The organism is Gottfriedia sp. NPDC057991 (assembly GCF_042886615.1).
Classification (GTDB): Bacteria; Bacillota; Bacilli; order Bacillales; family Bacillaceae_G; genus Gottfriedia.
Genome location: NZ_JBHVQN010000002.1, coordinates 614,681 through 636,583, shown reverse-complemented (window position 1 = coordinate 636,583; position 21,903 = coordinate 614,681). Strand labels below are relative to the sequence as shown.

Here is a 21,903-nt window from a genome sequence, read left to right as displayed (position 1 = left end):
TCCTTATAATTTTTCTGCAACCCTTAACTTTGCAGATCTTGCTCGTTTATTAAATTCGACTTCTTCATCTGTTGGTAAAAGTGGCTTTCTTGTCACTAGTTTTAACTTCGGCTTAAACTCATCTGGAATAATTGGTAAACCTGGTGGTAACGGTGGAAGTGAACTAGCTTCTTTAAAAATCGTTTTACAAATGCGATCCTCTAATGAATGGAATGTTATTACACTTATTCTTCCTTTTGGTTTTATAAGCGTAATTGCATCTTTTAGAGCTTCTTCAAATACACCTAGTTCATCATTTACAGCTATACGAATTGCTTGAAAAATTCTTTTAGCAGGATGTCCACCTGTTCTTCTTGCTGGTGCAGGTATTGCATCTTTAATGATTTCGACTAACTCAAAAGTTGTTTCAATCGGTTTCTTAGCTCTTAATTCTTCAATCCTTCTAGCAACTTGTTTAGAGAATTTCTCTTCTCCATATCGGAAAAATATTTTCACAAGCTGCTCGTAAGGCCAGTCATTTACAACTTCATATGCTGATAATGTTTGTTCTTGATTCATACGCATATCAAGAGGTGCGTCTTGATGAAAACTAAATCCCCGTTCAGCTACATCTAATTGTGGCGAAGAAACACCTAAGTCAAATAAGATGCCATCTACTTCAAAAATCCCTAAATTATGGAGTTCTTCTTTTATATGTTTAAAATTACTTTTTACAATTGTTAATTGATTCTCATATTTATTCAATCGCTCTTTTGCATGTCTAATTGCTGTTTCATCTTGGTCAAAAGCGATTAATCTACCCTTCGATGAAAGTTGAGATAGTAAGTATTCACTATGACCTCCACCGCCAAGTGTACAATCTACATAAATGCCATCTTCCTTAATATCTAATGAATCAACAGTTTCTTTTAATAAAACCGTAATATGTTCAAACATGATGCTTTCACTACTTTCAATTTGTTAATTTTTACAAGTCAAATCCGATTAAGTTTTCTGCTAACTCACCAAATGACTCTTCTGATTCATTCATATATGTATTCCAAGTTGTTAAATCCCAAATCTCAATTCGATTTGTAACACCAACTACTACACATTCTTTTTCTAATTTTGCATAACTGCGTAAATTAGGTGTTATATTAATTCTCCCCATCTTATCCATCTCACATTCCATTGCCCCTGAGAAGAAAAAACGGGTAAATGCTCTCGCATCTTTTTTAGTTAGTGGTAGTGTGCGCAGTTTATCTTCAATTACACTCCATTCAGCCAATGAATAGCCAAATAAGCATTGATCCAAACCTCTTGTAACAATGAAGTTTTCACCAAGCTTGTCTCGAAATTTAGAAGGTATAATAAGACGTCCTTTTACATCGATATTATGTTGATATTCACCGATAAACATCCTATTCCCCCACTTTCTAACACAAACTTACCACATTCCCCCACTTCTTACCACCTTTTCTAAAAAATTCTTTAAAAAACAAAAAAATCCTGCTAGCAGTGCAGCAGGATTTCATTTTTATTATAAAATTCAGCTTATTTCAATGTTTGTTTCTTATAAAAAACAACTATTCATATTAATAAAAGCAATATTTTTGATTATAGGCTTAAATTTTTACGATTTGATGAGCGTAATCCCATGATAGTTCTAAATCACAAAGTTCATGAACAAAATCAAAACCATATTTATTAATATAGTAGAGAATATTTAGCGTTCGTTCCTGAGGTTTCCCATTAGGAGAAATTGAACAGATGATTCGATTCCATTTTTTAATCTGCTCTTCATTTTGCTTTAAAATTGATTCTTCTATTTTTTGTTCTAAAAGTAAAATTTGTTCTTCTATCTTTAAATAATTCTTTATCGAAAAATCCTTTAAATTAGGTGTTACTTTTTTCGTTACATCTTGAAGAGGTATATGCAATTCTTCTAAAGATTTTTTAGCATTACTAAACACTACTTTATAGTCTAGTTTCACTTGTTCTTTAATCCATTCAACTTTTTTTTCTTCTAATGATGTTTTCAGTACATCATTAATATCTAATGAAAAATCTTCTAATGCTGATACAATATTTCTTTCAAAAATAGTAAACATATGTCTTAAAAACACGGGTGGCATTTCAAGGTTAAATACATTAAAAATGTCCTTTAGCTCAGCCCAATAAGCAATTTCACCAGGTCCACCGACAAATGCTAATGTAGGAAATAAATACTCCTGCATGACTGGTCTAGTAACAACATTATTACTTAATAACGCTGGCTGTTCATTAGCTATTTTGATCAACTCAAGTTTTGAAAATTGATAATTCTTATTTTTCGTTTGAAAAACCTCTTCATTTTCAGACACTTCAAGTAATTGTCTACCTTCATTACTATGGTAAAAAAGATGAATGCTCTGTTCAGAAATTTGAAGTGTTTCATGGTACCCAGATTTTATTAATCTGCTTTTCGTATCCTTTAGAACCCCTCTTACGATATCTTGCTTTTGAATCATGTCATTAAATAAAGATGATTCCAACTCTCGGACATTCGGATCGTCGGCATCAATTAAGACAAGTCCCTCTTTTTTGAACAATTTAAAAATAATTTTCGCAAAAAAATCTACATAAGTAGTAGATTGCTCAATCATCGAATATAGTTCTTCAAGTAATTCATTCGAATAATTCGTTTCATCAAACGTTTTAACAATTTTATCAATCCACTTTTTCATTTCCTGTTGATCTAATTCAGTTCGAGAAGCAGCCTGAGAATAAGTCGTTTTTTGATAAAAGGTTTGTTTTTTCACTGTATTGTTCTCAATTGTGTGAATATGGTTTATTTCATCTATATCGTGGTCTTCACCAGCAATCCAAAATACTGGGACAACTGTTAGACCATGATCTTTTTCATATTTCTTAGCCAATTGAATAATTGAAATAATTTTATGTATAGAATACAATGGGCCGGTTAATAAGCCAGCTTGTTGTCCACCAATTACAACAAATGAATCGTTATTAAGTAATTTTTTCACATTTTCTAATGATTCATTACTTGCATAATGCTTATGATGAAACTTCTCAAGTGCATTAACTAATCCTGTGCGATTATAAGAACGCTCCATTACATTTTTTATTCTATATTCCATTTCTTCCTTTACTAATGGATTTTCACCAAAGAAAGAAGAAATTACTTCATTTCCATTTACAAAATCATTAAGCAATTTATTTTGCCCGTCTAAATGGACTTTACTAATTTGCATTACGAACTTCCTCTCTCGCTCTTCAATTAAGCATTATACTCGGTTATTTTTAAAACTAAACCAGCCAACACAGTAATGCAGTGAAGAATAATAAACAGAATACATGACATTCTCCAAAAACCTTTTAGTAGCTTAGTAAACCGAATATCTCTTTTTGCTTTCCATTGAAGAATAATACTAATAAATAAGATAACCAATAATAAATTAATTAATATCCAACCTGTTGCAGTTGGAAAGATCATATTTAAAACAAAATAAAATGAACTAATATATAGAATTGTAGATAAATCTAACGTAAAAAGCAAAAGTTTACGCTTGTTATTTTTAAAAAATAATTTTAAAAACATATAGATAAATATTGTAGAAAAAATCGGAAATTCAATTAATAGCGAAATAAAGAAAATGAAAAATTTTTCCAAAAAGAATTACCCCTTTTTCTTCTCAAGTCCTTTTATACTATTGTACACAAGTTCAATTGTCGGTACATTTAATTTTTTATTAATTGCCAATTTTTTAACAAATCCTAGCATACTTTCAATTTCTGTTTGTCTACCGTGAAATAAATCTCGATTCATTGATGAGTAGTTCTCTTTAGTTTTCTCACATATTTCTACTAATTTATCCCACTCATTTTGGTTATTTAAATCTAGGACAGTTGAAACCTCATTAAATAATAATTTACAAATTGGATTAAAATACTCATTAGTGATTAATTCACCATTTCGAACGTTCAATATAGACGTTAAAGGGTTAATAACACAATTTATTAAGCACTTTTGTTTAAGTATATACTCCCAATCATCTTGGCTTTTAATTGGAAACTCAACAGTATGCAAACTCGATAAACGATTTAAAGCATCTATTTTCCCTTTTATTTGTCCAATTCGAATAATACCTTTACCGGTATGTGTGATTCCATTCGGAGAAGTTTTTAATGCACCATGTTCAACTATACCTATAAAGCAATTTGGAATGGGTAAATTTTTAACGATTTCAATATGTGACATTCCATTCTGGAGAAATAATATATTCTCCCCCTCATATTGTTTTAAAGTGTTTACGATTTGATTTAAATGATATTGCTTAACACATACAATCAATAGATCGAACGTGTTTATTTTAGATAATAATTTATTTGCTGTTATACACATTTGTTTCGTTTTTTCATCTACTGAAAGTATAACACCTAAGTTATTTATAAGATTTGCCTGTTCTTCTGTTCTCGTAAACAATGTAACATTATGTTTATTTTGATACAAATACGATGCTGTAAGAAGACCGACGGCACCACCACCAATTATTCCAATTTCCATTGATTTCTCCAATCGAAAAATTATTTTTCCATTATTATCTTTTTGATAATAAATTTACACCTAATCTATCTTTTTTTAAATTTAATTGTACGATATAATTATATTTAAAATATTAAAAATTTACATTCTTTTTAAGGGGGAGCTTTTTTGAACATCAAGATAGAACGTTTACAAATAAATTTTAAAACACTTGAACAATTTCAGCAATTTTCCGGTTACGGTTTACAAGAGCTATCAATGCTTGAAGATCTTGAATCAAATTTAATTGATAACGAGTTTCAATCTCCTTTCTATGGTATCTACTTAGGCAAGGCACTTATTGCCCGAATGAGTTTATATACACATAGCGAAAATAACGAAGAGATAATTGAAATAAATAAGATGGAAGTTCTACCTTATTATCAAAAGAATGGGTACGGAAAAGAATTAGTAAATTTCGCTAAATCCTTTAAGAAAACGATTAAAACTATACCAAGAGCAAATTCAAATGAATTTTGGAAAAAGCAAAGTTTCATTGAGGCAGATTCTGAATTTGTCATTTGGAAACCTGAAAATAAATAAAGACAAAAAACTCAACACCCCTTTTGGAGATGTTGAGTTTTTTCATTTTATTTTACCTTCGTGTCATTTTTAGAACTAACATTTACTATTTTTCGTTTTTGATCTAGAAAATCAAATAAATGTTCATATTCATTTTGCAGCTCATTTAGTTTTTCAACTAATTGTTGCTTTTCAATTTTCAATTGTTCGTTTTCTTGCTTATATTTCAGTAGCTTTTTTTCTAGAGATTGTATATCTTTAATTCGTCCACTCGCATCAACTTTTAATCTCAAATATTCAAGGAATTTATATACGGACTCAAAAGTTATTTCGGAATGACCTTTTTCTGTTGTAGCCTCTTCATGAGTCTGATTCGTAATTGTTTCCAAATCATGCGTTGGTTCTACTTCATTAGAAGGAACAGCTTGTTTTTTACTACTATTTTTCGCTTTTTCAATCTCTTCTTTATAGAATTTTCTAACAAAAGAATTCCATCTGTAACCACAAGCAGCAGCTGTCCTTGATAAGTTCTTTGCTACAACTTTAAATGCCATTAATTGAGTTGACCCTTCATTTATGGTTTTTAAAACTACTTCAGCTAAGTAGTTATCTTCATCTTTTGTCCATGCATCCTGGCGATTTGCAACCATTTGCAATCCCCTCCAATTTCTTATGCAATAAGCAGATTTTACTAATTCATATGCACAAAAAAATGAAGGTAGAAGATTACTTTTCCAATTTTTTTGTAAATTGTTCGATATTTTTTATGTGTTCATCTGAAAACCAAAGTGGCATAGCTGAAATAACTTCTTCTTCCATTCTTCTCTTAAGATTTTGCTCGGTCCATTTACGAATAAGTATTTTTTTATTTTGATGATGGATTTGTGCTGGAATACTTCTAGCTAAACTTATAAAGCTTTCATTATGTAAACTTGTTAAATCTTTTGATAGTTCATGAATAAAGCCGATCTTCTTAGCTTGAAATGCGGTATAAATATTTGAGGATGATAGTAAAGTAATCCAATCTTGATGGCTCATTTTTTCTTGAAGTATGGTACCTCCACCCCATGAGGTTGGAATTCCCATTCTACCTTGAATAAATCCTATTTTTGCATTGTGACTCGCGTATCTAAAATCGAATGCACTTGCCAGTTCGCAGCCGCCACCTAAAGCATAACCATTAATAAAACAGATTGTGATTTGAGGTAACATAGCTATTTGATAAATCACTTCACACATTTTTAGATTAAAAGATTCCAATCCACTTAAATTATTTTTAAACTTTAAGATTGTGTTTAAATCCCCACCGGTACAAAAATATTTCATACCCTCCCCTGTTAGTACAACTAGTTTACTTTGGGATTTCATTCGGATTTCTCGGATAATTTCAGAAAGTTTTTCTACAGTATTTTCATCAATGCAATTCCCGTAATTAGGCCTATTTAAAAATATATAATCTATTTCATCTCTTTGATAAGTAATTACTTCAGACATTGGAATCCCTCTCTCTTCACCTAGTTTCCTATTAGTTTTTATTATACTATACAGGAATTGAAATGGGCAGAGGTAAGAGGAAGCACGACTTTAGAGGATTTGATCGTATTTTAAAGACAGAAAAACGAGGTTTAAAGGCAAAAGGAAAAGCACATAGTTTCCTATGTGCTCATTCAAAGACTAGCTTATTTGCTAAGTACTTGTTTTCCTTTGTAGTGTCCGCATGATTTACATACGCGGTGTGCTAATGTTAATTCGCTACAGTTTGGGCATTCAACCATTCCAGGTACCGCTAATTTAAAATGCGTACGACGCTTTCTTTTTACAGTTTTGGACGTTCTTCTTGCAGGTACTGCCATTGATCCCACCTCCTTAAAGTGAGTGTTTGTTATGAAGCCGGTTATCCGGTACTTCTCAATTATCTTGTTTGTCAAAAAATTTTGCTAATCCAGCAAGTCGAGGGTCAATTTTTTGCTCTACTTCGACATGTTCCCTAACTTCCCAATCTGTTCCTGACGTTGGAGCTGTTTCTTTCCCCTCAATATCCTCTGCATAAACCTGCATTGGAATCTCGGCTAAAATACATTCCTCAATCACTGGGGTTAAGTCTAACACGTCACCCTCTAGGATGTGAAAATTCTCATCTTCACTTTTCCATTCTGTTGTTGTAAAAAATGTTTCTGTTGTGGTAATCGACAAAGGATATTTTACATCAACTAATGTTCTTACACAAGGTAAAATTAAATATCCAGTTATTGTTAAATGAAACGTATATCGGTTCGTTCCAAAATCAACTCGTCCAGTAACTCGAAGTGGAGAAACCTCTCGAATATCAGTATTACGTTCCTTTATTTGACTTACATCAATTGTCTCATCTAAATTTAAACCTTTATGTCTTAATTTCTGCAACTGGTGCACTGACCATTTCATAAATAAACCACCTCAAGGCAACAATGAAAATTATATATTCTTTATAATCACTTGTCAATATTTTTTCTTTACACTATTGAAATGTGGAACAAGCTTGCCCAGCTCTGAAGGGAATATCTCCATTCAGCTGAAGAAGTGGCGCTCTTTCCACTTCGAAGATTAATGGAATATTACCGAAGAGCTAGCTTGTGGAACTAGACATCATACATACTTCTTTGACTGAATTTCCGACAAGTATAAGACGGTTTTCAGCTAAGATTTGCTCTTTAATCTTAGAAGAAAATTGGCTTATGACTCGAAGAGCTAGGAGCCGGAGCTAGACATCAAACAAACTGCTTTGATGTAATTTCCAACAAGCATAAGTCGAAAATTCACTAAAAGTTTTAGACTTGGTTACTAGCTTTCCCTTAAATACCTTGACCTTGCTTCTTATATGTAACCTATCTAATATATTATTTTCCACAATAAAATTCAATACAATTCACACTAGGTTGCGAATTATTTCTCAAAACTGGTATTCTAAGTGTATAAATTCTTGAAATTAGTAAATATTGGAGGTGCATTTCCCTGCGTTCGGTTGGTGTGGTAGTAGAGTATAACCCATTACATAATGGACATGTTTTTCACTTAACTAGTTCTAAAAAAAGTACAAATGCTGATGTTGTTATTGCAGTAATGAGTGGTCAATTTTTACAAAGAGGCGAGCCAGCAGTCGTTCCAAAGCACGTACGTACAAAGTTGGCTTTACAAGCAGGAGCAGATCTTGTTATTGAATTACCTTATAGCTATTCGACTCAACACGCTAGCATCTTTGCCAAAGGAGCTATTTCAATTCTGGATTCTTTAAAATGTGATTATGTTTGTTTTGGAAGTGAAGAGGGTAAAATCGAGACATTTTACGAGTTAATCAAACAAAAGAAGCAGCTTACTTCTTCAATCAATTCAAGTATACGTACCTTTCTTGATGAAGGGCTAAGTTATCCTGCTGCTTATAGCACTGCTTTACAAAAAAATCTTGAAACATCAAAGCTAGATGTTTCACTTCCAAATAATATTTTAGGAATACATTATTTAGAAGCTATCTTCCATTTTGATAGTAAAATGGAAGGTAGAACGATTCAGCGAATAGCTGCAAATTATCATGACGAAGAAACCAATCATCATAGTATCGCTAGCGCTACAGCAATTAGAAAAATTCTAAAAGGTGAAAATCAATCGATTTCTGACTTTGTTCCAAGTTTTACGAAAGATTCAATTGAGGAATACATGAACGAGTATGGTGCTCTTCATTCATGGAATGAATATTTACCATTTTTGAAATATAAATTAATGACTTCAACTAAAGAAGAACTTGAAGAAATTTACGAAGCTGTCGAAGGTTTAGAAAGAAGAGTCTTACATTCTGTATTAAACTGTCTTAATTTTGAAGAGCTAATGACAACAATAAAAACAAAGAGATATACTTGGACTCGAATTCAAAGATTGTTAACACATATCTTAACAAATACATCAAAAAAGGAAATGTCAGCTATATTAGAGAAAGATCGCGTTCCATATATTCGTTTACTTGGTATGAGTTCAATGGGAAAAACTTATTTAAATAGCAAAAAAAAATTAATTGAATTACCAATTTACACAACTATTAATCAGCAAAACCAAAAAGAACTAAGTACTGATTTGAAAGCAACCCATACTTATGCTTCGATACTTTCATTACACAATCAACAAAGATTAATAAAAACCGAATATTCACTTTATCCAATTATTTATGATGAAAAGAGTAAGCAATTTAGTAGATCTTAAGTATTTTCAAGAAACATTAGAAACTCAAAAATGGCAGGATATCGGTATTCTCCCCCCTATATCCTGCCATTTTTATCATGTGCCCATTTTAATCATTATTTTTTTGTCTTTAACTTTTCAAGATAATTGATTGCTTGGTCATATGTATCAATTGGTATTATTTTCATTTTCAAGTCATGTTTTTTCGCACTTTTTACAGCCTCATTATAATTTGAATTCTTTTTACCGTTCTCATTTGGTGCAAAGAAAATCTCTGCCCCCGAATCAGATGCTGCAATTATTTTTTGAGATATTCCTCCAATCGGACCAACAACTCCATTTAGATCAATTGTTCCAGTACCAGCTATTTCATGACCTTTTGCTAAATTTTCCTCTTTTAATTGATCATAAATTTCTAGTGCAAACATAAGCCCCGCTGAAGGTCCACCTATCTCTTCTGAATTTATTTTAACTTTTGGATTTGTAGTTAGATTTAAATTTTCTGCAATAGAAACACCAATTCCAGCACGATTAGGTTCATCTTTAAAAGCTTCTGTTTTAATATTAAAGTTTTTAATTTTTCCTTTTCTACTTACTTCTAAGTTAAAATTTGTACCAGGTTTTCTATTTTTTATTGTATTGGTAAAATCATTTAATGTACGAATTTCTTTCCCATCGATTTTAGTAATGACGTCACCTAGCATTAATACGTTATGGGCTGGCATATCCTTTAAAACAGATACGACTACTATTCCATTTTCCGTTACTTTATAAGATTTTTCAGCTTGCTTATATGCGTTTAAAATCGCAGCTTGCTTTGACTCTTCCATGTATCTTAATTGGCGGAATTGATAATCCACATCACTTTCACCTTTTACTTTTATTTCATCTATTTTGTATAGATGGTAATTGTCATTAATTTTCGTAGCAATATATGAGTAGATATTTGCCTTTCCCATCGCTACGGTCGTCAGCATAAATTCGCCTTTATCTTTTTTTGCTCCTTCAACTTTTACATATGGCCTTAATGGTTCGGCTAAGCCTGGTTTTGTAACATAGTATGGTAATGGAATGAAATATAAAAGAATTAGCGTAATACCAAGTACTAATAGTACATTAAGAATTCTGATCCTTTTTATCACTATTTTTCTCCTTCCATTGCTCAATCTTTTCAAGAATCTCTGGTATTAATTTTTCTGTAGCTTCTTCACCTATTTTGATAACATTTTCAAGGTTAGTAAAGTTTCTAGAATTAACATGGTCTAATTTAGGTCTTATCATAACATTAGATGCAATTTCTCTATTTCTAACGAGCTCGTGCTGCATTATTTCAATACTTTGCATAATCACGTCATAGATCGTCGAAACTTCACCACTAACTTGAATCGGAGAGGCATCTACTCCAATTATAAAATCCGCCCCCATCTCTTTTACAACTGATACAGGGATACGATCGATGACTCCACCATCAACTAAAAGTCTTCCATTCCATGTTTCTGGTACAAAAATTCCCGGTATTGAAATACTCCCTCGGACTGCAGTAGCAATATCTCCCTTTTGAAATACAATTTTTTCTCCTGTTAATAAATCAGTAGCAATTACCGACACTGGCAAATCTAATTCTTCAAGCTTTCTACCAAATGATAGTACTTTAATTAATTCTTTAACTCTGTTCCCAGAAATTAAACCCATTTTTGGAACAACATAGTCAATATAGTATTTAGATTGAAATACTTTTGCAATTTTATATAGACGATCCACATCCGCTCCAGCACCGTATAAAACAGCAACTAAAGCACCTATACTACTTCCTGCAATCAGATCTATAGAAATATTATGCTTTTTTAAAACAGAAATTACACCAACATGAGCAAATCCTCTTGCACCACCTGAACCTAATGCTAAACCAATTTTCGGTTCCAAGTTGTTTCCCCTCCAATTAAACTCTTTGGTCTAAAATTGAATTCCAACAACGTATATTTAATTGTACAAGTTTTTTTTATACATATATTACTATCTTATTTCTTACTCAATGGTCTTACTACAATTAGACAAAAATCTATATGTTTTTTAAGTTTATCTTTGGAGGTTTATATGTGAGAAAAAATTATTTCATTACCTTACTAATTTTTTTAATACTCATATTTCTGACATCAACAATTATTTTGCATCCAGAGGTAGCATTTAAAGGTTCAATTAGAGGATTAAATATGTGGTGGGGAATCGTATTTCCTTCGCTCCTTCCTTTTTTCATTTTAAGCGAACTTCTAATTTGCTTTGGAATCGTTCAATTTATTGGTGTATTTTTAGAGCCAGTTATGAGACCTTTATTTAGAGTACCGGGTGTTGGGGCATTCGTTTGGGCTATGGGGATGGCATCAGGATTTCCATCAGGTGCAAAATTTTCTGCTAAACTTTATAAAGATGGGGAATTAACAAAATTAGAAGCCGAACGACTTAATTCATTTACAAATTCGTCTAATCCATTGTTTATTTTTGTTGCAATATCTGTTGGTTTTTTTCATAACGCAAAAGTCGGGATCGTACTTGCACTCAGTCATTATTTATCTAACGCTATTGTAGGCCTCATTATGAGGTTTTATGGAAGAAACCAACCTAACTACTCTCGTAGAGAAAGAATCCATTCAAACCGCTTTAAATACGCATTTAAAGTTATGCATGAAAAACGATTAAGCGAAAGAAGACCGATTGGTAAAATATTAGGGGACGCAATAGCTTCTTCCGTACAGACATTATTAATGATTGGTGGATTTATTATCGTTTTTTCTGTACTTAATATGCTTTTAATTGAAATTGGATTTATATCTAATGTTGGAAAAATAATTGCATATTGCTTTTCAAATTTAAATGTTAATCACAATTTATCTACACCTTTTTTATCTGGATTATTTGAAATTACTTTAGGATCTAAATTAGTTAGTGAACTAGGCAATAGTACATTATTGCAGCAAGTGGCTTTAACTAGCTTTATTTTAGGGTTTGGTGGTTTTTCAATACAAGCTCAAGTAGCAAGTATTATTTCTGAAGTGAAATTAAGTATTAAACCTTATTTAATCGGTCGTTTATTGCAATCTGGAATCGCGCCTATTTTAGCAATTATCTTTTGGAAGCCACTATATCTTAACCAGTTAACTTCTAATGTTACTAATAATACTTTACCTGTTATAAAGATTTTTACAGAGAAACAGTTAAACCTCGAATCATTGGTTTCAACAGGTTCATTCATAACATTAATTTCTCTTTACATTTATGTAATCATCTTGATTTATAAACTGTATACAAAAAAGTTATCTTCTTAAACCTTCCGTATATAAAAAAGAAACCTCAGTTTAAATTAAACTTGAGGTTTCAAAAATTTTTCCGTTAATGCGTTATTTACACAATCTGGTACTAAATCTTTTACATTTCCACCATATTTCGCGACTTCTTTTACAATTGAAGAACTTAAGAATGAATATTGATTATTTGTCATAACAAAAAACGTGTCAATTTCATCTACTAATTTTTTGTTCATTGCTGTAATTTGCATTTCATATTCAAAGTCTGATACTGCTCTTAGGCCTCTTAATATTGCAGAAGCGTTAATTTTTTTCGCATAATCCATTAATAGACCACTAAATGAATCAACGCGTACATTTGGAATTGCACTAATAGTTTCCGTAATTAATTCTTTTCTTTCCTCTAAAGTAAATAAAGAATTTTTGGCCGAGTTATTTAATACGACAACAATTACTTCATCAAACACTCTTGCTCCACGTTTAATAATATCTAAATGCCCTAAAGTAATTGGATCAAAACTTCCAGGACAAACAGCAATACGTTTCATTTTGTACCCCCTAAAAATTACTCCATACCAATATGATACACAGATACGCCACAAATTCCATATTTTTCTGCTTTTGTTCGTACAAATTCCCCTATTTTTTCAGGTAATTCGACATCAGTAGCATGTTCTACTAAAATTGTTCCATCTGATGCAAGTAGATTTTTTTCATCAAAAGTTTCAATTAAGGATACGATTTGTTGCTTTTTATAAGGAGGATCTAAAATAATTAAATCAAATTGGATCTCTCTTTTAATAATCGCTTTAACAGCTCTCTCAGCGTCATTTCGATATACTTCAGCATAATCAGTTAGATTACATGTTGCTAAGTTTTCTTTAATCGTCTTAATCGCCTTCATTTCACGATCTACTATAATCGCTTTTTCAATCCCTCTACTTAAAGCCTCAATTGATAGCCCACCACTACCACCGAATAAATCTAATACAATACCACCTTCAAAGTATGGTCCAATTATATTAAACATTGCTTCTTTTACTTTATCAGTTGTCGGTCTAGTACTCATTCCAGGTACTGCCTTTAAACTTAATCCTTTATTTTTTCCTGACACTACTCTCATTTAATTCACACCTACTATATATTTCAATTTACGAAAATATCCTATCATAATTTCACTAAAACAAAAACATTTCTTTCCATATTCTGCTACTAATGTATAAAATCATCCACTTTGGAAATAATTAATTTTAACAACATCTCAGTTGATGTTGTTGCCAACCGCGGAGAAGACTTACGTTTCCCCATAAGTTCTTCCTCCGGTTTCTCCTCTCCCTTTGCCTTCTTTTAAGTGATTACACTTTAATAAGAGGGGCCCTGCAAATGCGGGGTTTTTTTTTATGCTTTTATCCTGTAGAATAAATGTTGCATTTATTACCATACTTTTTTTTGAAATACTCGTAAAGTATTTACGTTTTAAGGGGGAACACTCATGATCCAACGCATGATTGAAATTGGAGAAGGATACTCAGATTTATATGAACTATTTGAAATTGCTAAATCGCAAAAAGATAGAGTTAAATTTTTACTTAAATTAACATCTGAAAATAAAGGCTCAAACTGCTGTTCTTTTGCTATTATATTAAGCCCTACTTCTATTGGCGAATTCCAGCCAATATATTATTGTAGAGAAGGAATTACATTAAAAAAAGATTCAGTTACAAAACGTGAAGTATTATTTGAAGAATTAGCTACAACTTTAAACAAAGAAATCATCACATTACAAATAAGACATTCAAGCTCATTTTATGAAAACGATTTATTTCACCAATATATTATCGGAATTTTACGCTTAAATCATTTAATTCCACCAATGAAATAACTATATTTCCTAATCTTACTCATAAAGTAAAAAGAAAACAAAGGGATAGTTTTTCCCTATCCCCTTCCCTCTCAACCATACCACAAGAAAAACGATTGAACGGTTTTTAATTCAGATAGGTTACCCCTTCTAAATTAATTAGCCATTCAATCGTTTTTAATCTACTTGATAATCATATTCCTTTGCTTCGTCTGGTTTTGCATTTTCGTATTCAGTCTTAATAAAAGGTTTATATGACAATTCGATTCGTTTTACAAAATGAAATTTTTTCAATCTCTCTATTGTTCGATCTATATCATCCATATTGCAGTATAGGACTACGTATTTCAAACGTTTAGAGACAAAGTGAATATTTCCAAATTTACGTAACATTTTTGCTTGTTTTAATGATTGTAAATAAATAATAATACCTTGTCTTTGCACGAACATAGCTTTCTCCTTTAAAAATCCGTTAGAAATAGAATATCATATCCCAAATTTCTTTTGCAATGAAACTTTCATAAATAGTTTTTAGAAAGGATTGAAAATTATGTTAGATGATGTTTGGGAACAATTTTTTAACTGTATTTCAAATTATAAACAAATTAATCATTTTTCAAACAAACAAATTTGCGGTGCCAATTTCCTATATATCCAGACAGATCGTCAACAGAACGAAGAGGCGATCAAAAAACTCCTGATTGAATGCTCTAAAACCATTACTGAACAGTTTAAACTAATTTACCGAGTTGAATTTATTCGTAATGAAAAAAGTAATTTCGTATTTAAACATCGATTTTACGTTCCGAATAAAAAAATGTTTTGTTGTGGAAATAATTGCGCTAACTGTACTAGGTTCAGAAAATGAATTTTATTAAAAAAAGACTCATTATTAAATAATGAGCCTTTAAATATGATCTATTACCTCGTTTTACATCCACACTTACCACCTGTGCCACATCCACCAGTACTACATCCTCCACCTGTATTTACGAAGAATGGATTACCCGCTGGAACTTTCACTGAAGGCGAAACAGCTTGAGCCATTAAATAGCTAGTCTCATCTAAAAGTAATTGGACCTGATCTTCCGCTTGCTTAAAAGCAGCGATTGTATCGTTTAATTGAAGTTCTCTTTTAACTTCACTCATTTTTTTTCGAATTTCTTTATAATCTGGATGATATTTTCCAAATCGCTGAACATCCTCATATAAATCCTTCGTCTTCGTAAAACGGCTAATAATTTCTTGAGCAGTTTTATCATTAATTAATGCAATATATGAAGTTCGATACTGATCTGCAACATCCGATTGCACGATCATTGAAGCAAGTTCTTCTGAGACTGTTATAAGTTGCAAGGTTTCCATTGTTGCATACATTTCCTTACACCTCCAAGAATAAACTATACCACATTTAATTCGGTAAATAAAAGAACTTGTCCTAAGCTTTTATATGATCAGAAATATTAAATTCATTTATCTTCCATTTACCATCTTTAAATTCAATAAAGTTTGCACAAGCATTTTTTAATTTTGTCCTAAAATTAACTTTCTCAGGATCAATCGCATGTAGAATTGCCTTAATCGTATGAGAATGTGCAACAATTACAATTCGTTTACCTTCATAATTTTGAGCAATGTCTTTTAATGCACTAAAAGCTCGATCAATTAATTCTTCATTTGTTTCCATTCCTTCTACATTATTATTATAAATGTTTTCATGAACATCAGAAATAGGTTTTCCACTAGCCGCACCAAATTCTCTTTCTAGAAATCGTTCATCCTCTATAATTTCATCAATTTTAGAAAAATCTGCAATTGCCTGCGCAGTTTGTCTCGCCCTAACTAATGGACTTGTAATAACCCGATCCCACTTTTGATCACTTAAAAACAATGCACTATCATTCGCCTGTTGTTTACCTATCGTATTTAAAGGAATATCTTCTCTACCTTGAATTATATTGTTAAAATTCCAATCAGTTTGTCCATGTCTTACTAAACAAATTTCTGTCATAACTACTACTCCTTTTTAAAAATTACTTTCTTCATTGTAGCAAAAAGTTATGACAGATTAAATTATTATCCTTTTTTAATCTTCCTTTGATTCAGTATCAGAGGATTCACTACTAGTGCTTTGTTGATCCTTTAATACATGGAACATGTCAATCATAAACGATGCCATTTGAACTTGATTTGACAATTTATCAACTCGTTGTGGAATAGTTTTACCAAAAAACTCAAGGGAAGCCAGTCTAAACTCATCAGTAAGCTCAGGATTTCTAGAAAGTTTACGATACCATTTTGGTTGTTGTCTTAAAAATTTTAAATAATCTTCTTCACTCTGTAGAAATTCCAAAACATCTTTTCTCAATTTAGATCTCCTCAATCCTGTCTAAAATTAAATTGTTGTGACACCGGCTTTTCTTCTCTTTGATTCGTTGAAGTAGCTGGAGATTTAAATTGTGATATAAGCTGTTGAATATTGGTTAAAGTAGAGTTTACATTTGTTAAATGCCCTTGAATTTGATCTGGATCTAAATTTTTTACAAAAGAAATTACTTTTCCAACATATCCTTCTTCTGATTGTTCCGTTTTGGCAGTTTTCTTTTGAGACTTTGTATTAGTGTCATTTCTGTATTCATCCCACATTTCGTGGTCTTGACCTTTGTAATACCAATCTTCAAAATATTGTTGCCATGTTTTTTTACCCGTTTTTACTTCCTCACGAAGTTTTGGGTGTTCCATAACGAATTGCCTAAATTGTTCGATAGATGGACGACTATTTTCATTTCCCATTCATATCACTCCAATTAAAAGCATTTACTACAAAATTATGTCTTTCGAATAATTTTGTGCTTGTATGGAAATAAAAAAATCAAGCACAAACTTTCGCTTTTGCTTGATTTCGCCATTATTTTATAAAATTTTGGGTGTAATATTTATTAAAGGCTCCAACTCCAAGTGTGGTATATTCTTTTTTATACATATTTACTCGGTGACCTTTACTATTAATCCATCCGTATACAGATGCTATACCATCTACATAATTAGCCGAAATATTTTCGCCAGCGATTCTGTATGGAACATTTGCATCATTTAAACGATCAGCTAGACTACCATATAAATTAGAATAGTGATCAAAATATTTATTTTGAACCATATCTTTACTATGTCCTAAAGCTACTTTAGCAGCATCAGCATTCCAATTTAAAGTACTTAAATTCATTCTTTTACGGTAAACATTCGTTAAATTAAATATCTGTCTTTCTTCTTCACGGTCTACAATTGCTTCTTGTAATGTATTTAATTTTTTTGCATTTATTAAATTCCCACTATAAATTAGCTCGTACGGTTTTTGCTTAACTAAAGTTTCTGGTGATAAATATCGAACACCTAATAAACTTCCGGTAAAACGGTCAAAATAAAGTTGAGCAAAACAATTATTTAATGAAACAAGTGGACGTTCGTGTAAATCAGTTGTCGATAATTTAAATGTGTATTGATTACTTAATATCGAAAATGATACTTTATCATGTAGAGTTACATTATCCATTGTTTCTTCATAGTGGCTCCCCATCACAAATGGAGCTATATCAACTTTATTTCCAGCAACAAAAATTGTTACAACTTTGCCATTTAGTACACCAAATTGAGTATACTTTGTAGCATCCTTATCATAAACAAGCCAATCGTAGTCATATTGAGAAGGAACTTTTCTTGACGGTTTACCAAAGGTTTTTAAAATTTCCTGTTCACTTTTACCAATATACTGAGAAACGGAGTATGTAACCTTTTCAGTACTTGCATTTTCGATCATTGGCCTATTCACTTCTTCTACTTTTTGATATTGTTTAAACGATGAAATATTGGTGATCCAATCTTTAATTAGTGGACTGAACATAAAAACTGTTATAAAACTTATTGTAAAAAAGAAAAGTTTTATAAGCTTTTCCATTTAAATCTTCCCTTCCCAATTGTTAACTCTATGTTTATATATCCATTGTAGCCAAATTATTCAAAAAAATATATAAATTAGTTAAAATACATTTATCAGCTTTTCATTGCTAAATATTGTCATAGATAATATTATATTAATAGGGATTTTTTCTAAGTAATTTAGGGGGTAATAACATGAAATTTGAGAATACAAATTTAGAAAATCATGTATTAAATGTAAATTTATTAACTGAAATCATGGAAGAATTAGGCTTTGTCCTTGCTGGTCAATGGGATTACGAAAGAGTAACTTACGATTATAAATTTGAACAACGTAATGAAATCTACTACTTACGTGTTCAAGGTTTCGCAGTAGAAGGACATGTAGAGTCAAGTAAAGGTAAAATCCAATTACTTACTCCACTTTTAGGTAAATACTATTATCCTCACGGTGTAGAGTACGGTGAAGGCGAAAACTTCCCAGAAAGTATCGTTGATAAAAGTAAAGACTTACTTAAAAAAGCTGAAGAGCAAATTTCTCTAGTAAGCAAGTTCATTATTCTATAATTATTAAAAAGAGTGAGTAAAAAGAAGTACAACTTCTTTTACTCACTCTTTTATTTTTTACTTAAAATCCTAAAACAGCTTTAATAACTGAAGTAGTGTCTCCACCTTTGTAGAAAACGTATAATAAACAATAAACGAATACACCTGTAATTGCAGTAAAAAACCAAATAATACTAGTAATCGGTCCAATTTTTTTGTGTAGTTTTAATTTGTTTTTAAATCCTGAAATTATTGATACTAGACCAAATACTCCGCCAGTTGTAGCTAAGAATATATGGAAAAACAAAAATATATGATAATACAACTTTAAACTTTTTGGTCCTCCAAAAGAAGTATTTCCTATAAAGATTGTTCTAGTTGCGTATACAATGAAAAACGAGAGCGCAAAGACTCCTGCAAAGAACATAACTTTCTTATGTCCCTCTATATTTCTTTTTGCAATAAGATACCAGCCGATTGCAACTAATATGGCACTAATGACAATAAAGCTTGTACTTATTGTTGGTAAAATTGGTAACGAATTCAAAATTTCCACCCCTACGTTTTTTTAAGCAATAACGGATTACTACTGATTGGATCAATTTTATTTCCATTTTGTTCTCTTTTAGCCCATTTGAAAAAATTATAACCAATAACAGATCCATAAACTATTTCCTGGATAATTTTCATGATAACTCCGCCAACCTGCTGATCTTCCCTTGCTGACATAAAGTTAAATACTTCTGGACCTGAAATATTTAGTGATTTTAATAAATCTGGTGATACGCACAGTTCCATTGCTTTACTCCATAACACTGGATCATTATAAGTCGCGTAAAATGGATGTCCTGCAAAAATAATAAGTGCACATGCTGGTGTTAATAAAATACCATTTCCAAACATATAACCAATCTTTTGAATATCAGAAAGAGTTTGTCTCTCAGGTAAGTTATTAATAACTGGAAACCACATAAATACTGCCATGAAAAATAATATATTTGTAAATAAGAAATGATAGACATTATTCGTTTTTACAGTATCAAATACTAATGGATAATGGTAAATCGAAAATACAACATTAAAAATAAGTAAAGCAATTAATGGTTTAGTAGCAAAAGTAAAAAACGAATTAACGACTTTTGGTTTCAGTATGTTTCTCCATAACCAATTTGGAATTCCATTAATAAGAAAGATCGGTGCAACTAAGTATAAAACTGCCATTTCAGTCATATGTGCACTAAAAATAATATGACCAATTAAATCGATTGGACTGCCTTGTGCGGTGTAAACTAACAAAATTCCAATTACAAAAAACACCTTTTGTTTAGTCTCAGTAACATGGTTTTTATCTTTATACTTATTAATTATGTAAAAATAACCTAAAATGACTAAAACTAAAAACACCAATAAATATGGACTCCAAAGTGCTTTAAACCCGAACATCCCTAAGCTAATCATGAATGCACACCCTTTAATTATTCTATTAACACTTATTATTTTTACCTAATGCTTAAATTAATATTGGACTATGTAAATAGATTGTAGATTTAAGAACTATAAACAAAAACTTCACAAAGACAAAAAAAATTTAAACATTACTTCTATCATATAATATTTAATGAAATTATCCAAACTATTATACTACTAAATTATATAACAGTAATAACGGTTTATTCAAATTAAAATACGATTTGAAAACGTTATTCATTTTTAAATGATTGGTATTTATAGTGAATGAAAATCTGAGGTGTCACTCTCTGTGGGGTCTTACGGCATCTTGCTTTTCCCATTGTAGGTGAGCCCTTAAAGTTCCAATCTACTTCTCTATTATTAATAATTCATTTGGTTTCACGTTTTGACACTAGCAAAGCCAATGCAGCAGCCAAAAACCCAGCGGTCAGTTTGCCGACAATCAGTGGTATAACAAAATTCTTCTCCACACCCGCAACAAACCCTAAGTGACTGCCAAAAACAAATGCGCCGCTTACGGCAAATGCGGTATTTATGACTTTCCCACGGTCATCCATCTCATGCAATGTCGCAAACATAGGAATGTGATGGGCGAAGGAGGCAATGAATCCACCTAATGCTTGTTGATTCATACCTAGCTTACTTCCAAGTATTGCAAGAGGCTTCTTTAATATTTTTACTAACACAAAAACAAAAGGAAATGCACCAGCAAGTATGATGGTTATTTTTCCAACTGTTTCAAAGCCTTCAGAAAGCGGCATCATACCTGGAATAATAACGATACCCGTTAAAGTTTTAATGATCATCGAGACAAGACCAATGATAATAACGATTTCAATTCCTTTTCCAAACCATTTAAAACCACGAATCATCACCGATTGAGCCGATAGCATTCCAATGCCAATCAAGACAGAAATCAGAATAGAAGGAATCAAATTTTTCAGCATCCATATAAAGCCAAATCCTGCAACAAATCCTCCTGCTAAGCATCCAAATGGAATAGTCATTAGCCCAATTAAAATTCCTTTAGCAAAAAAGGGATGGTCATCTTTATGAACGATGCTTAAAGCAACCGGAATCGTAAAAACAATAGTTGGCCCCATCATTGTTCCTAAAAACACCCAAGAAAACAAAGCAGCATCACTCGATTGAGCCATTTCATTTGCTAATGAGTATCCTCCCATGTCAAGGGCTAAAAACGTGGATGAAAACATCGATGGATCTGCTCCGAGAAATTGGTAGACAGGGGATACAATCGGTGTTAACCATTTTGCTAATACAGGAGATAGTGAAATCATACCAACCATTGAAAGGGCAAGTGGCCCCATGGATTGGAAGGCTTCTTTAAATTTTTGTCCGACTCCATACCGATTGCCTATCAGATAATCGATTGCCCCTAGAACCATAAATCCTGTCATGATATATAAGATGATTTCATTCATATCGAATACGCCCCAATTCAAAAGAAAGGTCATCTTTTTAAAAATCCATTAGATGACCTT

The 21,903-nt window shown here is 31.5% G+C and carries 27 protein-coding genes; 5 read left to right on the top strand and 22 right to left on the bottom strand.

Annotation, left to right across the window (positions count from 1 at the left end):
- Positions 1–3: 3 nt before the first annotated feature.
- The 5 genes from rsmH to ACFVR2_RS10530 form a co-directional block, all read right to left on the bottom strand.
- Complete coding sequence (gene rsmH, locus ACFVR2_RS10550) at positions 4–936, bottom strand: 16S rRNA (cytosine(1402)-N(4))-methyltransferase RsmH (RefSeq protein ID WP_387361429.1); 933 nt, start codon at positions 934–936, stop codon at positions 4–6.
- Positions 937–967: 31 nt separating this feature from the next.
- Complete coding sequence (gene mraZ / locus ACFVR2_RS10545; RefSeq protein WP_098427056.1) at positions 968–1,399, bottom strand: division/cell wall cluster transcriptional repressor MraZ; 432 nt, start codon at positions 1,397–1,399, stop codon at positions 968–970.
- A gap of 205 nt (positions 1,400–1,604) precedes the next feature.
- The gene (gene bshC, locus ACFVR2_RS10540) at positions 1,605–3,233 is read right to left on the bottom strand and encodes a bacillithiol biosynthesis cysteine-adding enzyme BshC (protein WP_387361427.1); all 1,629 of its coding nucleotides are present in this window, start codon (positions 3,231–3,233) and stop codon (positions 1,605–1,607) included.
- Positions 3,234–3,259: 26 nt separating this feature from the next.
- Positions 3,260–3,652 (bottom strand): DUF3397 family protein, encoded by a 393-nt coding sequence (locus ACFVR2_RS10535; protein ID WP_056471117.1) that lies wholly within the window; start codon positions 3,650–3,652, stop codon positions 3,260–3,262.
- A gap of 6 nt (positions 3,653–3,658) precedes the next feature.
- Positions 3,659–4,546, bottom strand: coding sequence for a 2-dehydropantoate 2-reductase (locus ACFVR2_RS10530; RefSeq protein ID WP_387361425.1), 888 nt, complete (start codon positions 4,544–4,546; stop codon positions 3,659–3,661).
- A 147-nt stretch (positions 4,547–4,693) separates the two neighbouring features.
- On the opposite strand from ACFVR2_RS10530, the gene ACFVR2_RS10525 reads away from it, so the two are divergent.
- Positions 4,694–5,107 carry a GNAT family N-acetyltransferase gene (locus ACFVR2_RS10525; RefSeq protein WP_387361423.1) on the top strand — a complete coding sequence of 138 codons (414 nt, stop codon included), beginning with the start codon at positions 4,694–4,696 and terminating at the stop codon, positions 5,105–5,107.
- A gap of 47 nt (positions 5,108–5,154) precedes the next feature.
- Here the strand turns inward: ACFVR2_RS10525 and ACFVR2_RS10520 are convergent, their stop codons facing one another.
- The 4 genes from ACFVR2_RS10520 to ACFVR2_RS10505 form a co-directional block, all read right to left on the bottom strand.
- Positions 5,155–5,736 (bottom strand): RsfA family transcriptional regulator, encoded by a 582-nt coding sequence (locus ACFVR2_RS10520; RefSeq protein WP_387361421.1) that lies wholly within the window; start codon positions 5,734–5,736, stop codon positions 5,155–5,157.
- A gap of 76 nt (positions 5,737–5,812) precedes the next feature.
- Positions 5,813–6,580: an enoyl-CoA hydratase/isomerase family protein gene (locus ACFVR2_RS10515; protein ID WP_387361419.1), complete on the bottom strand. Its 768-nt coding sequence runs from the start codon at positions 6,578–6,580 to the stop codon at positions 5,813–5,815.
- A 185-nt stretch (positions 6,581–6,765) separates the two neighbouring features.
- Positions 6,766–6,939: a 50S ribosomal protein L32 gene (gene rpmF / locus ACFVR2_RS10510; protein WP_025672195.1), complete on the bottom strand. Its 174-nt coding sequence runs from the start codon at positions 6,937–6,939 to the stop codon at positions 6,766–6,768.
- Between the two features lie 55 nt (positions 6,940–6,994).
- Positions 6,995–7,510: a YceD family protein gene (locus ACFVR2_RS10505; RefSeq protein ID WP_335409367.1), complete on the bottom strand. Its 516-nt coding sequence runs from the start codon at positions 7,508–7,510 to the stop codon at positions 6,995–6,997.
- 582 nt (positions 7,511–8,092) lie between these two features.
- On the opposite strand from ACFVR2_RS10505, the gene ACFVR2_RS10500 reads away from it, so the two are divergent.
- Positions 8,093–9,313, top strand: coding sequence for a nucleotidyltransferase (locus tag ACFVR2_RS10500; RefSeq protein ID WP_387361416.1), 1,221 nt, complete (start codon positions 8,093–8,095; stop codon positions 9,311–9,313).
- A gap of 95 nt (positions 9,314–9,408) precedes the next feature.
- Here ACFVR2_RS10500 and ACFVR2_RS10495 read toward each other — a convergent pair whose 3' ends face one another.
- Together ACFVR2_RS10495 and ACFVR2_RS10490 are read right to left on the bottom strand one after the other, a co-directional pair.
- On the bottom strand, positions 9,409–10,434 hold the full coding sequence (locus tag ACFVR2_RS10495) for a SepM family pheromone-processing serine protease (protein ID WP_387361414.1): 1,026 nt from the start codon (positions 10,432–10,434) through the stop codon (positions 9,409–9,411).
- Positions 10,409–11,215, bottom strand: a complete 807-nt coding sequence (locus ACFVR2_RS10490) for a patatin-like phospholipase family protein (RefSeq protein WP_387361412.1) — start codon at positions 11,213–11,215, stop codon at positions 10,409–10,411. The genes ACFVR2_RS10495 and ACFVR2_RS10490 overlap by 26 nt, the downstream gene beginning before the upstream one ends.
- Positions 11,216–11,355: 140 nt before the next feature.
- Between ACFVR2_RS10490 and ylbJ the strand changes: the two genes are divergently transcribed.
- A complete protein-coding gene (gene ylbJ / locus ACFVR2_RS10485; protein WP_387361410.1) occupies positions 11,356–12,612 on the top strand; it encodes a sporulation integral membrane protein YlbJ in 1,257 nt (418 codons plus the stop codon).
- Positions 12,613–12,647: 35 nt separating this feature from the next.
- On the opposite strand, the gene coaD is transcribed toward ylbJ, so the two are convergent.
- Both coaD and rsmD read right to left on the bottom strand, forming a co-directional pair.
- Positions 12,648–13,139 (bottom strand): pantetheine-phosphate adenylyltransferase, encoded by a 492-nt coding sequence (coaD, locus tag ACFVR2_RS10480; protein WP_387361408.1) that lies wholly within the window; start codon positions 13,137–13,139, stop codon positions 12,648–12,650.
- 17 nt (positions 13,140–13,156) lie between these two features.
- Entirely contained in the window at positions 13,157–13,714 is a 558-nt protein-coding gene (gene rsmD / locus ACFVR2_RS10475; RefSeq protein ID WP_387361406.1) for a 16S rRNA (guanine(966)-N(2))-methyltransferase RsmD, read from the bottom strand.
- Between the two features lie 369 nt (positions 13,715–14,083).
- Here rsmD and ACFVR2_RS10470 point away from each other — a divergent pair, with 369 nt between their 5' ends.
- Positions 14,084–14,473: a DUF7147 family protein gene (locus ACFVR2_RS10470; protein WP_387361404.1), complete on the top strand. Its 390-nt coding sequence runs from the start codon at positions 14,084–14,086 to the stop codon at positions 14,471–14,473.
- A 156-nt stretch (positions 14,474–14,629) separates the two neighbouring features.
- On the opposite strand, the gene ACFVR2_RS10465 is transcribed toward ACFVR2_RS10470, so the two are convergent.
- From ACFVR2_RS10465 to ACFVR2_RS10440, 6 genes are all read right to left on the bottom strand, one after another.
- Complete coding sequence (locus ACFVR2_RS10465; protein WP_056468449.1) at positions 14,630–14,902, bottom strand: YlbG family protein; 273 nt, start codon at positions 14,900–14,902, stop codon at positions 14,630–14,632.
- 471 nt (positions 14,903–15,373) lie between these two features.
- Positions 15,374–15,829 carry a YlbF/YmcA family competence regulator gene (locus ACFVR2_RS10460; RefSeq protein ID WP_387361402.1) on the bottom strand — a complete coding sequence of 152 codons (456 nt, stop codon included), beginning with the start codon at positions 15,827–15,829 and terminating at the stop codon, positions 15,374–15,376.
- Between the two features lie 61 nt (positions 15,830–15,890).
- Positions 15,891–16,463, bottom strand: coding sequence for a histidine phosphatase family protein (locus ACFVR2_RS10455; protein ID WP_387361400.1), 573 nt, complete (start codon positions 16,461–16,463; stop codon positions 15,891–15,893).
- 75 nt (positions 16,464–16,538) lie between these two features.
- Positions 16,539–16,820 (bottom strand): YlbE-like family protein, encoded by a 282-nt coding sequence (locus ACFVR2_RS10450; protein WP_097975645.1) that lies wholly within the window; start codon positions 16,818–16,820, stop codon positions 16,539–16,541.
- Between the two features lie 11 nt (positions 16,821–16,831).
- The gene (gene ylbD, locus ACFVR2_RS10445) at positions 16,832–17,245 is read right to left on the bottom strand and encodes a spore coat protein YlbD (protein ID WP_387361397.1); all 414 of its coding nucleotides are present in this window, start codon (positions 17,243–17,245) and stop codon (positions 16,832–16,834) included.
- Positions 17,246–17,360: 115 nt separating this feature from the next.
- Positions 17,361–18,404 (bottom strand): CAP domain-containing protein, encoded by a 1,044-nt coding sequence (locus ACFVR2_RS10440; RefSeq protein WP_387361395.1) that lies wholly within the window; start codon positions 18,402–18,404, stop codon positions 17,361–17,363.
- A 176-nt stretch (positions 18,405–18,580) separates the two neighbouring features.
- Between ACFVR2_RS10440 and ACFVR2_RS10435 the strand changes: the two genes are divergently transcribed.
- The gene (locus tag ACFVR2_RS10435) at positions 18,581–18,952 is read left to right on the top strand and encodes a YugN family protein (RefSeq protein ID WP_335409346.1); all 372 of its coding nucleotides are present in this window, start codon (positions 18,581–18,583) and stop codon (positions 18,950–18,952) included.
- Positions 18,953–19,013: 61 nt separating this feature from the next.
- On the opposite strand, the gene ACFVR2_RS10430 is transcribed toward ACFVR2_RS10435, so the two are convergent.
- From ACFVR2_RS10430 to eutH, 3 genes are all read right to left on the bottom strand, one after another.
- Positions 19,014–19,478 (bottom strand): DUF420 domain-containing protein, encoded by a 465-nt coding sequence (locus ACFVR2_RS10430; RefSeq protein ID WP_387361393.1) that lies wholly within the window; start codon positions 19,476–19,478, stop codon positions 19,014–19,016.
- 11 nt (positions 19,479–19,489) lie between these two features.
- Entirely contained in the window at positions 19,490–20,389 is a 900-nt protein-coding gene (gene ctaG, locus ACFVR2_RS10425; protein ID WP_387361391.1) for a cytochrome c oxidase assembly factor CtaG, read from the bottom strand.
- A 380-nt stretch (positions 20,390–20,769) separates the two neighbouring features.
- Positions 20,770–21,843, bottom strand: a complete 1,074-nt coding sequence (gene eutH / locus ACFVR2_RS10420; RefSeq protein WP_387361389.1) for an ethanolamine utilization protein EutH — start codon at positions 21,841–21,843, stop codon at positions 20,770–20,772.
- Positions 21,844–21,903: the final 60 nt, after the last annotated feature.

Excerpts from the sequence above, each read along its gene's own strand:
- rsmH (WP_387361429.1), bottom strand. The coding sequence starts at position 936 with ATGTTTGAACATATTACGGTTTTATTAAAAGAAACTGTTGATTCATTA.
- mraZ (WP_098427056.1), bottom strand. The coding sequence starts at position 1,399 with ATGTTTATCGGTGAATATCAACATAATATCGATGTAAAAGGACGTCTT.
- bshC (WP_387361427.1), bottom strand. The coding sequence starts at position 3,233 with ATGCAAATTAGTAAAGTCCATTTAGACGGGCAAAATAAATTGCTTAAT.
- ACFVR2_RS10530 (WP_387361425.1), bottom strand. The coding sequence starts at position 4,546 with ATGGAAATTGGAATAATTGGTGGTGGTGCCGTCGGTCTTCTTACAGCA.
- ACFVR2_RS10520 (WP_387361421.1), bottom strand. The coding sequence starts at position 5,736 with ATGGTTGCAAATCGCCAGGATGCATGGACAAAAGATGAAGATAACTAC.
- ACFVR2_RS10515 (WP_387361419.1), bottom strand. The coding sequence starts at position 6,580 with ATGTCTGAAGTAATTACTTATCAAAGAGATGAAATAGATTATATATTT.
- rpmF (WP_025672195.1), bottom strand. The coding sequence starts at position 6,939 with ATGGCAGTACCTGCAAGAAGAACGTCCAAAACTGTAAAAAGAAAGCGT.
- ACFVR2_RS10505 (WP_335409367.1), bottom strand. The coding sequence starts at position 7,510 with ATGAAATGGTCAGTGCACCAGTTGCAGAAATTAAGACATAAAGGTTTA.
- ylbJ (WP_387361410.1), top strand. The coding sequence starts at position 11,356 with ATGTTTTTTAAGTTTATCTTTGGAGGTTTATATGTGAGAAAAAATTAT.
- coaD (WP_387361408.1), bottom strand. The coding sequence starts at position 13,139 with ATGAAACGTATTGCTGTTTGTCCTGGAAGTTTTGATCCAATTACTTTA.
- rsmD (WP_387361406.1), bottom strand. The coding sequence starts at position 13,714 with ATGAGAGTAGTGTCAGGAAAAAATAAAGGATTAAGTTTAAAGGCAGTA.
- ACFVR2_RS10470 (WP_387361404.1), top strand. The coding sequence starts at position 14,084 with ATGATCCAACGCATGATTGAAATTGGAGAAGGATACTCAGATTTATAT.
- ACFVR2_RS10465 (WP_056468449.1), bottom strand. The coding sequence starts at position 14,902 with ATGTTCGTGCAAAGACAAGGTATTATTATTTATTTACAATCATTAAAA.
- ACFVR2_RS10460 (WP_387361402.1), bottom strand. The coding sequence starts at position 15,829 with ATGTATGCAACAATGGAAACCTTGCAACTTATAACAGTCTCAGAAGAA.
- ACFVR2_RS10455 (WP_387361400.1), bottom strand. The coding sequence starts at position 16,463 with ATGACAGAAATTTGTTTAGTAAGACATGGACAAACTGATTGGAATTTT.
- ylbD (WP_387361397.1), bottom strand. The coding sequence starts at position 17,245 with ATGGGAAATGAAAATAGTCGTCCATCTATCGAACAATTTAGGCAATTC.
- ACFVR2_RS10440 (WP_387361395.1), bottom strand. The coding sequence starts at position 18,404 with ATGGAAAAGCTTATAAAACTTTTCTTTTTTACAATAAGTTTTATAACA.
- ACFVR2_RS10435 (WP_335409346.1), top strand. The coding sequence starts at position 18,581 with ATGAAATTTGAGAATACAAATTTAGAAAATCATGTATTAAATGTAAAT.
- ctaG (WP_387361391.1), bottom strand. The coding sequence starts at position 20,389 with ATGATTAGCTTAGGGATGTTCGGGTTTAAAGCACTTTGGAGTCCATAT.
- eutH (WP_387361389.1), bottom strand. The coding sequence starts at position 21,843 with ATGAATGAAATCATCTTATATATCATGACAGGATTTATGGTTCTAGGG.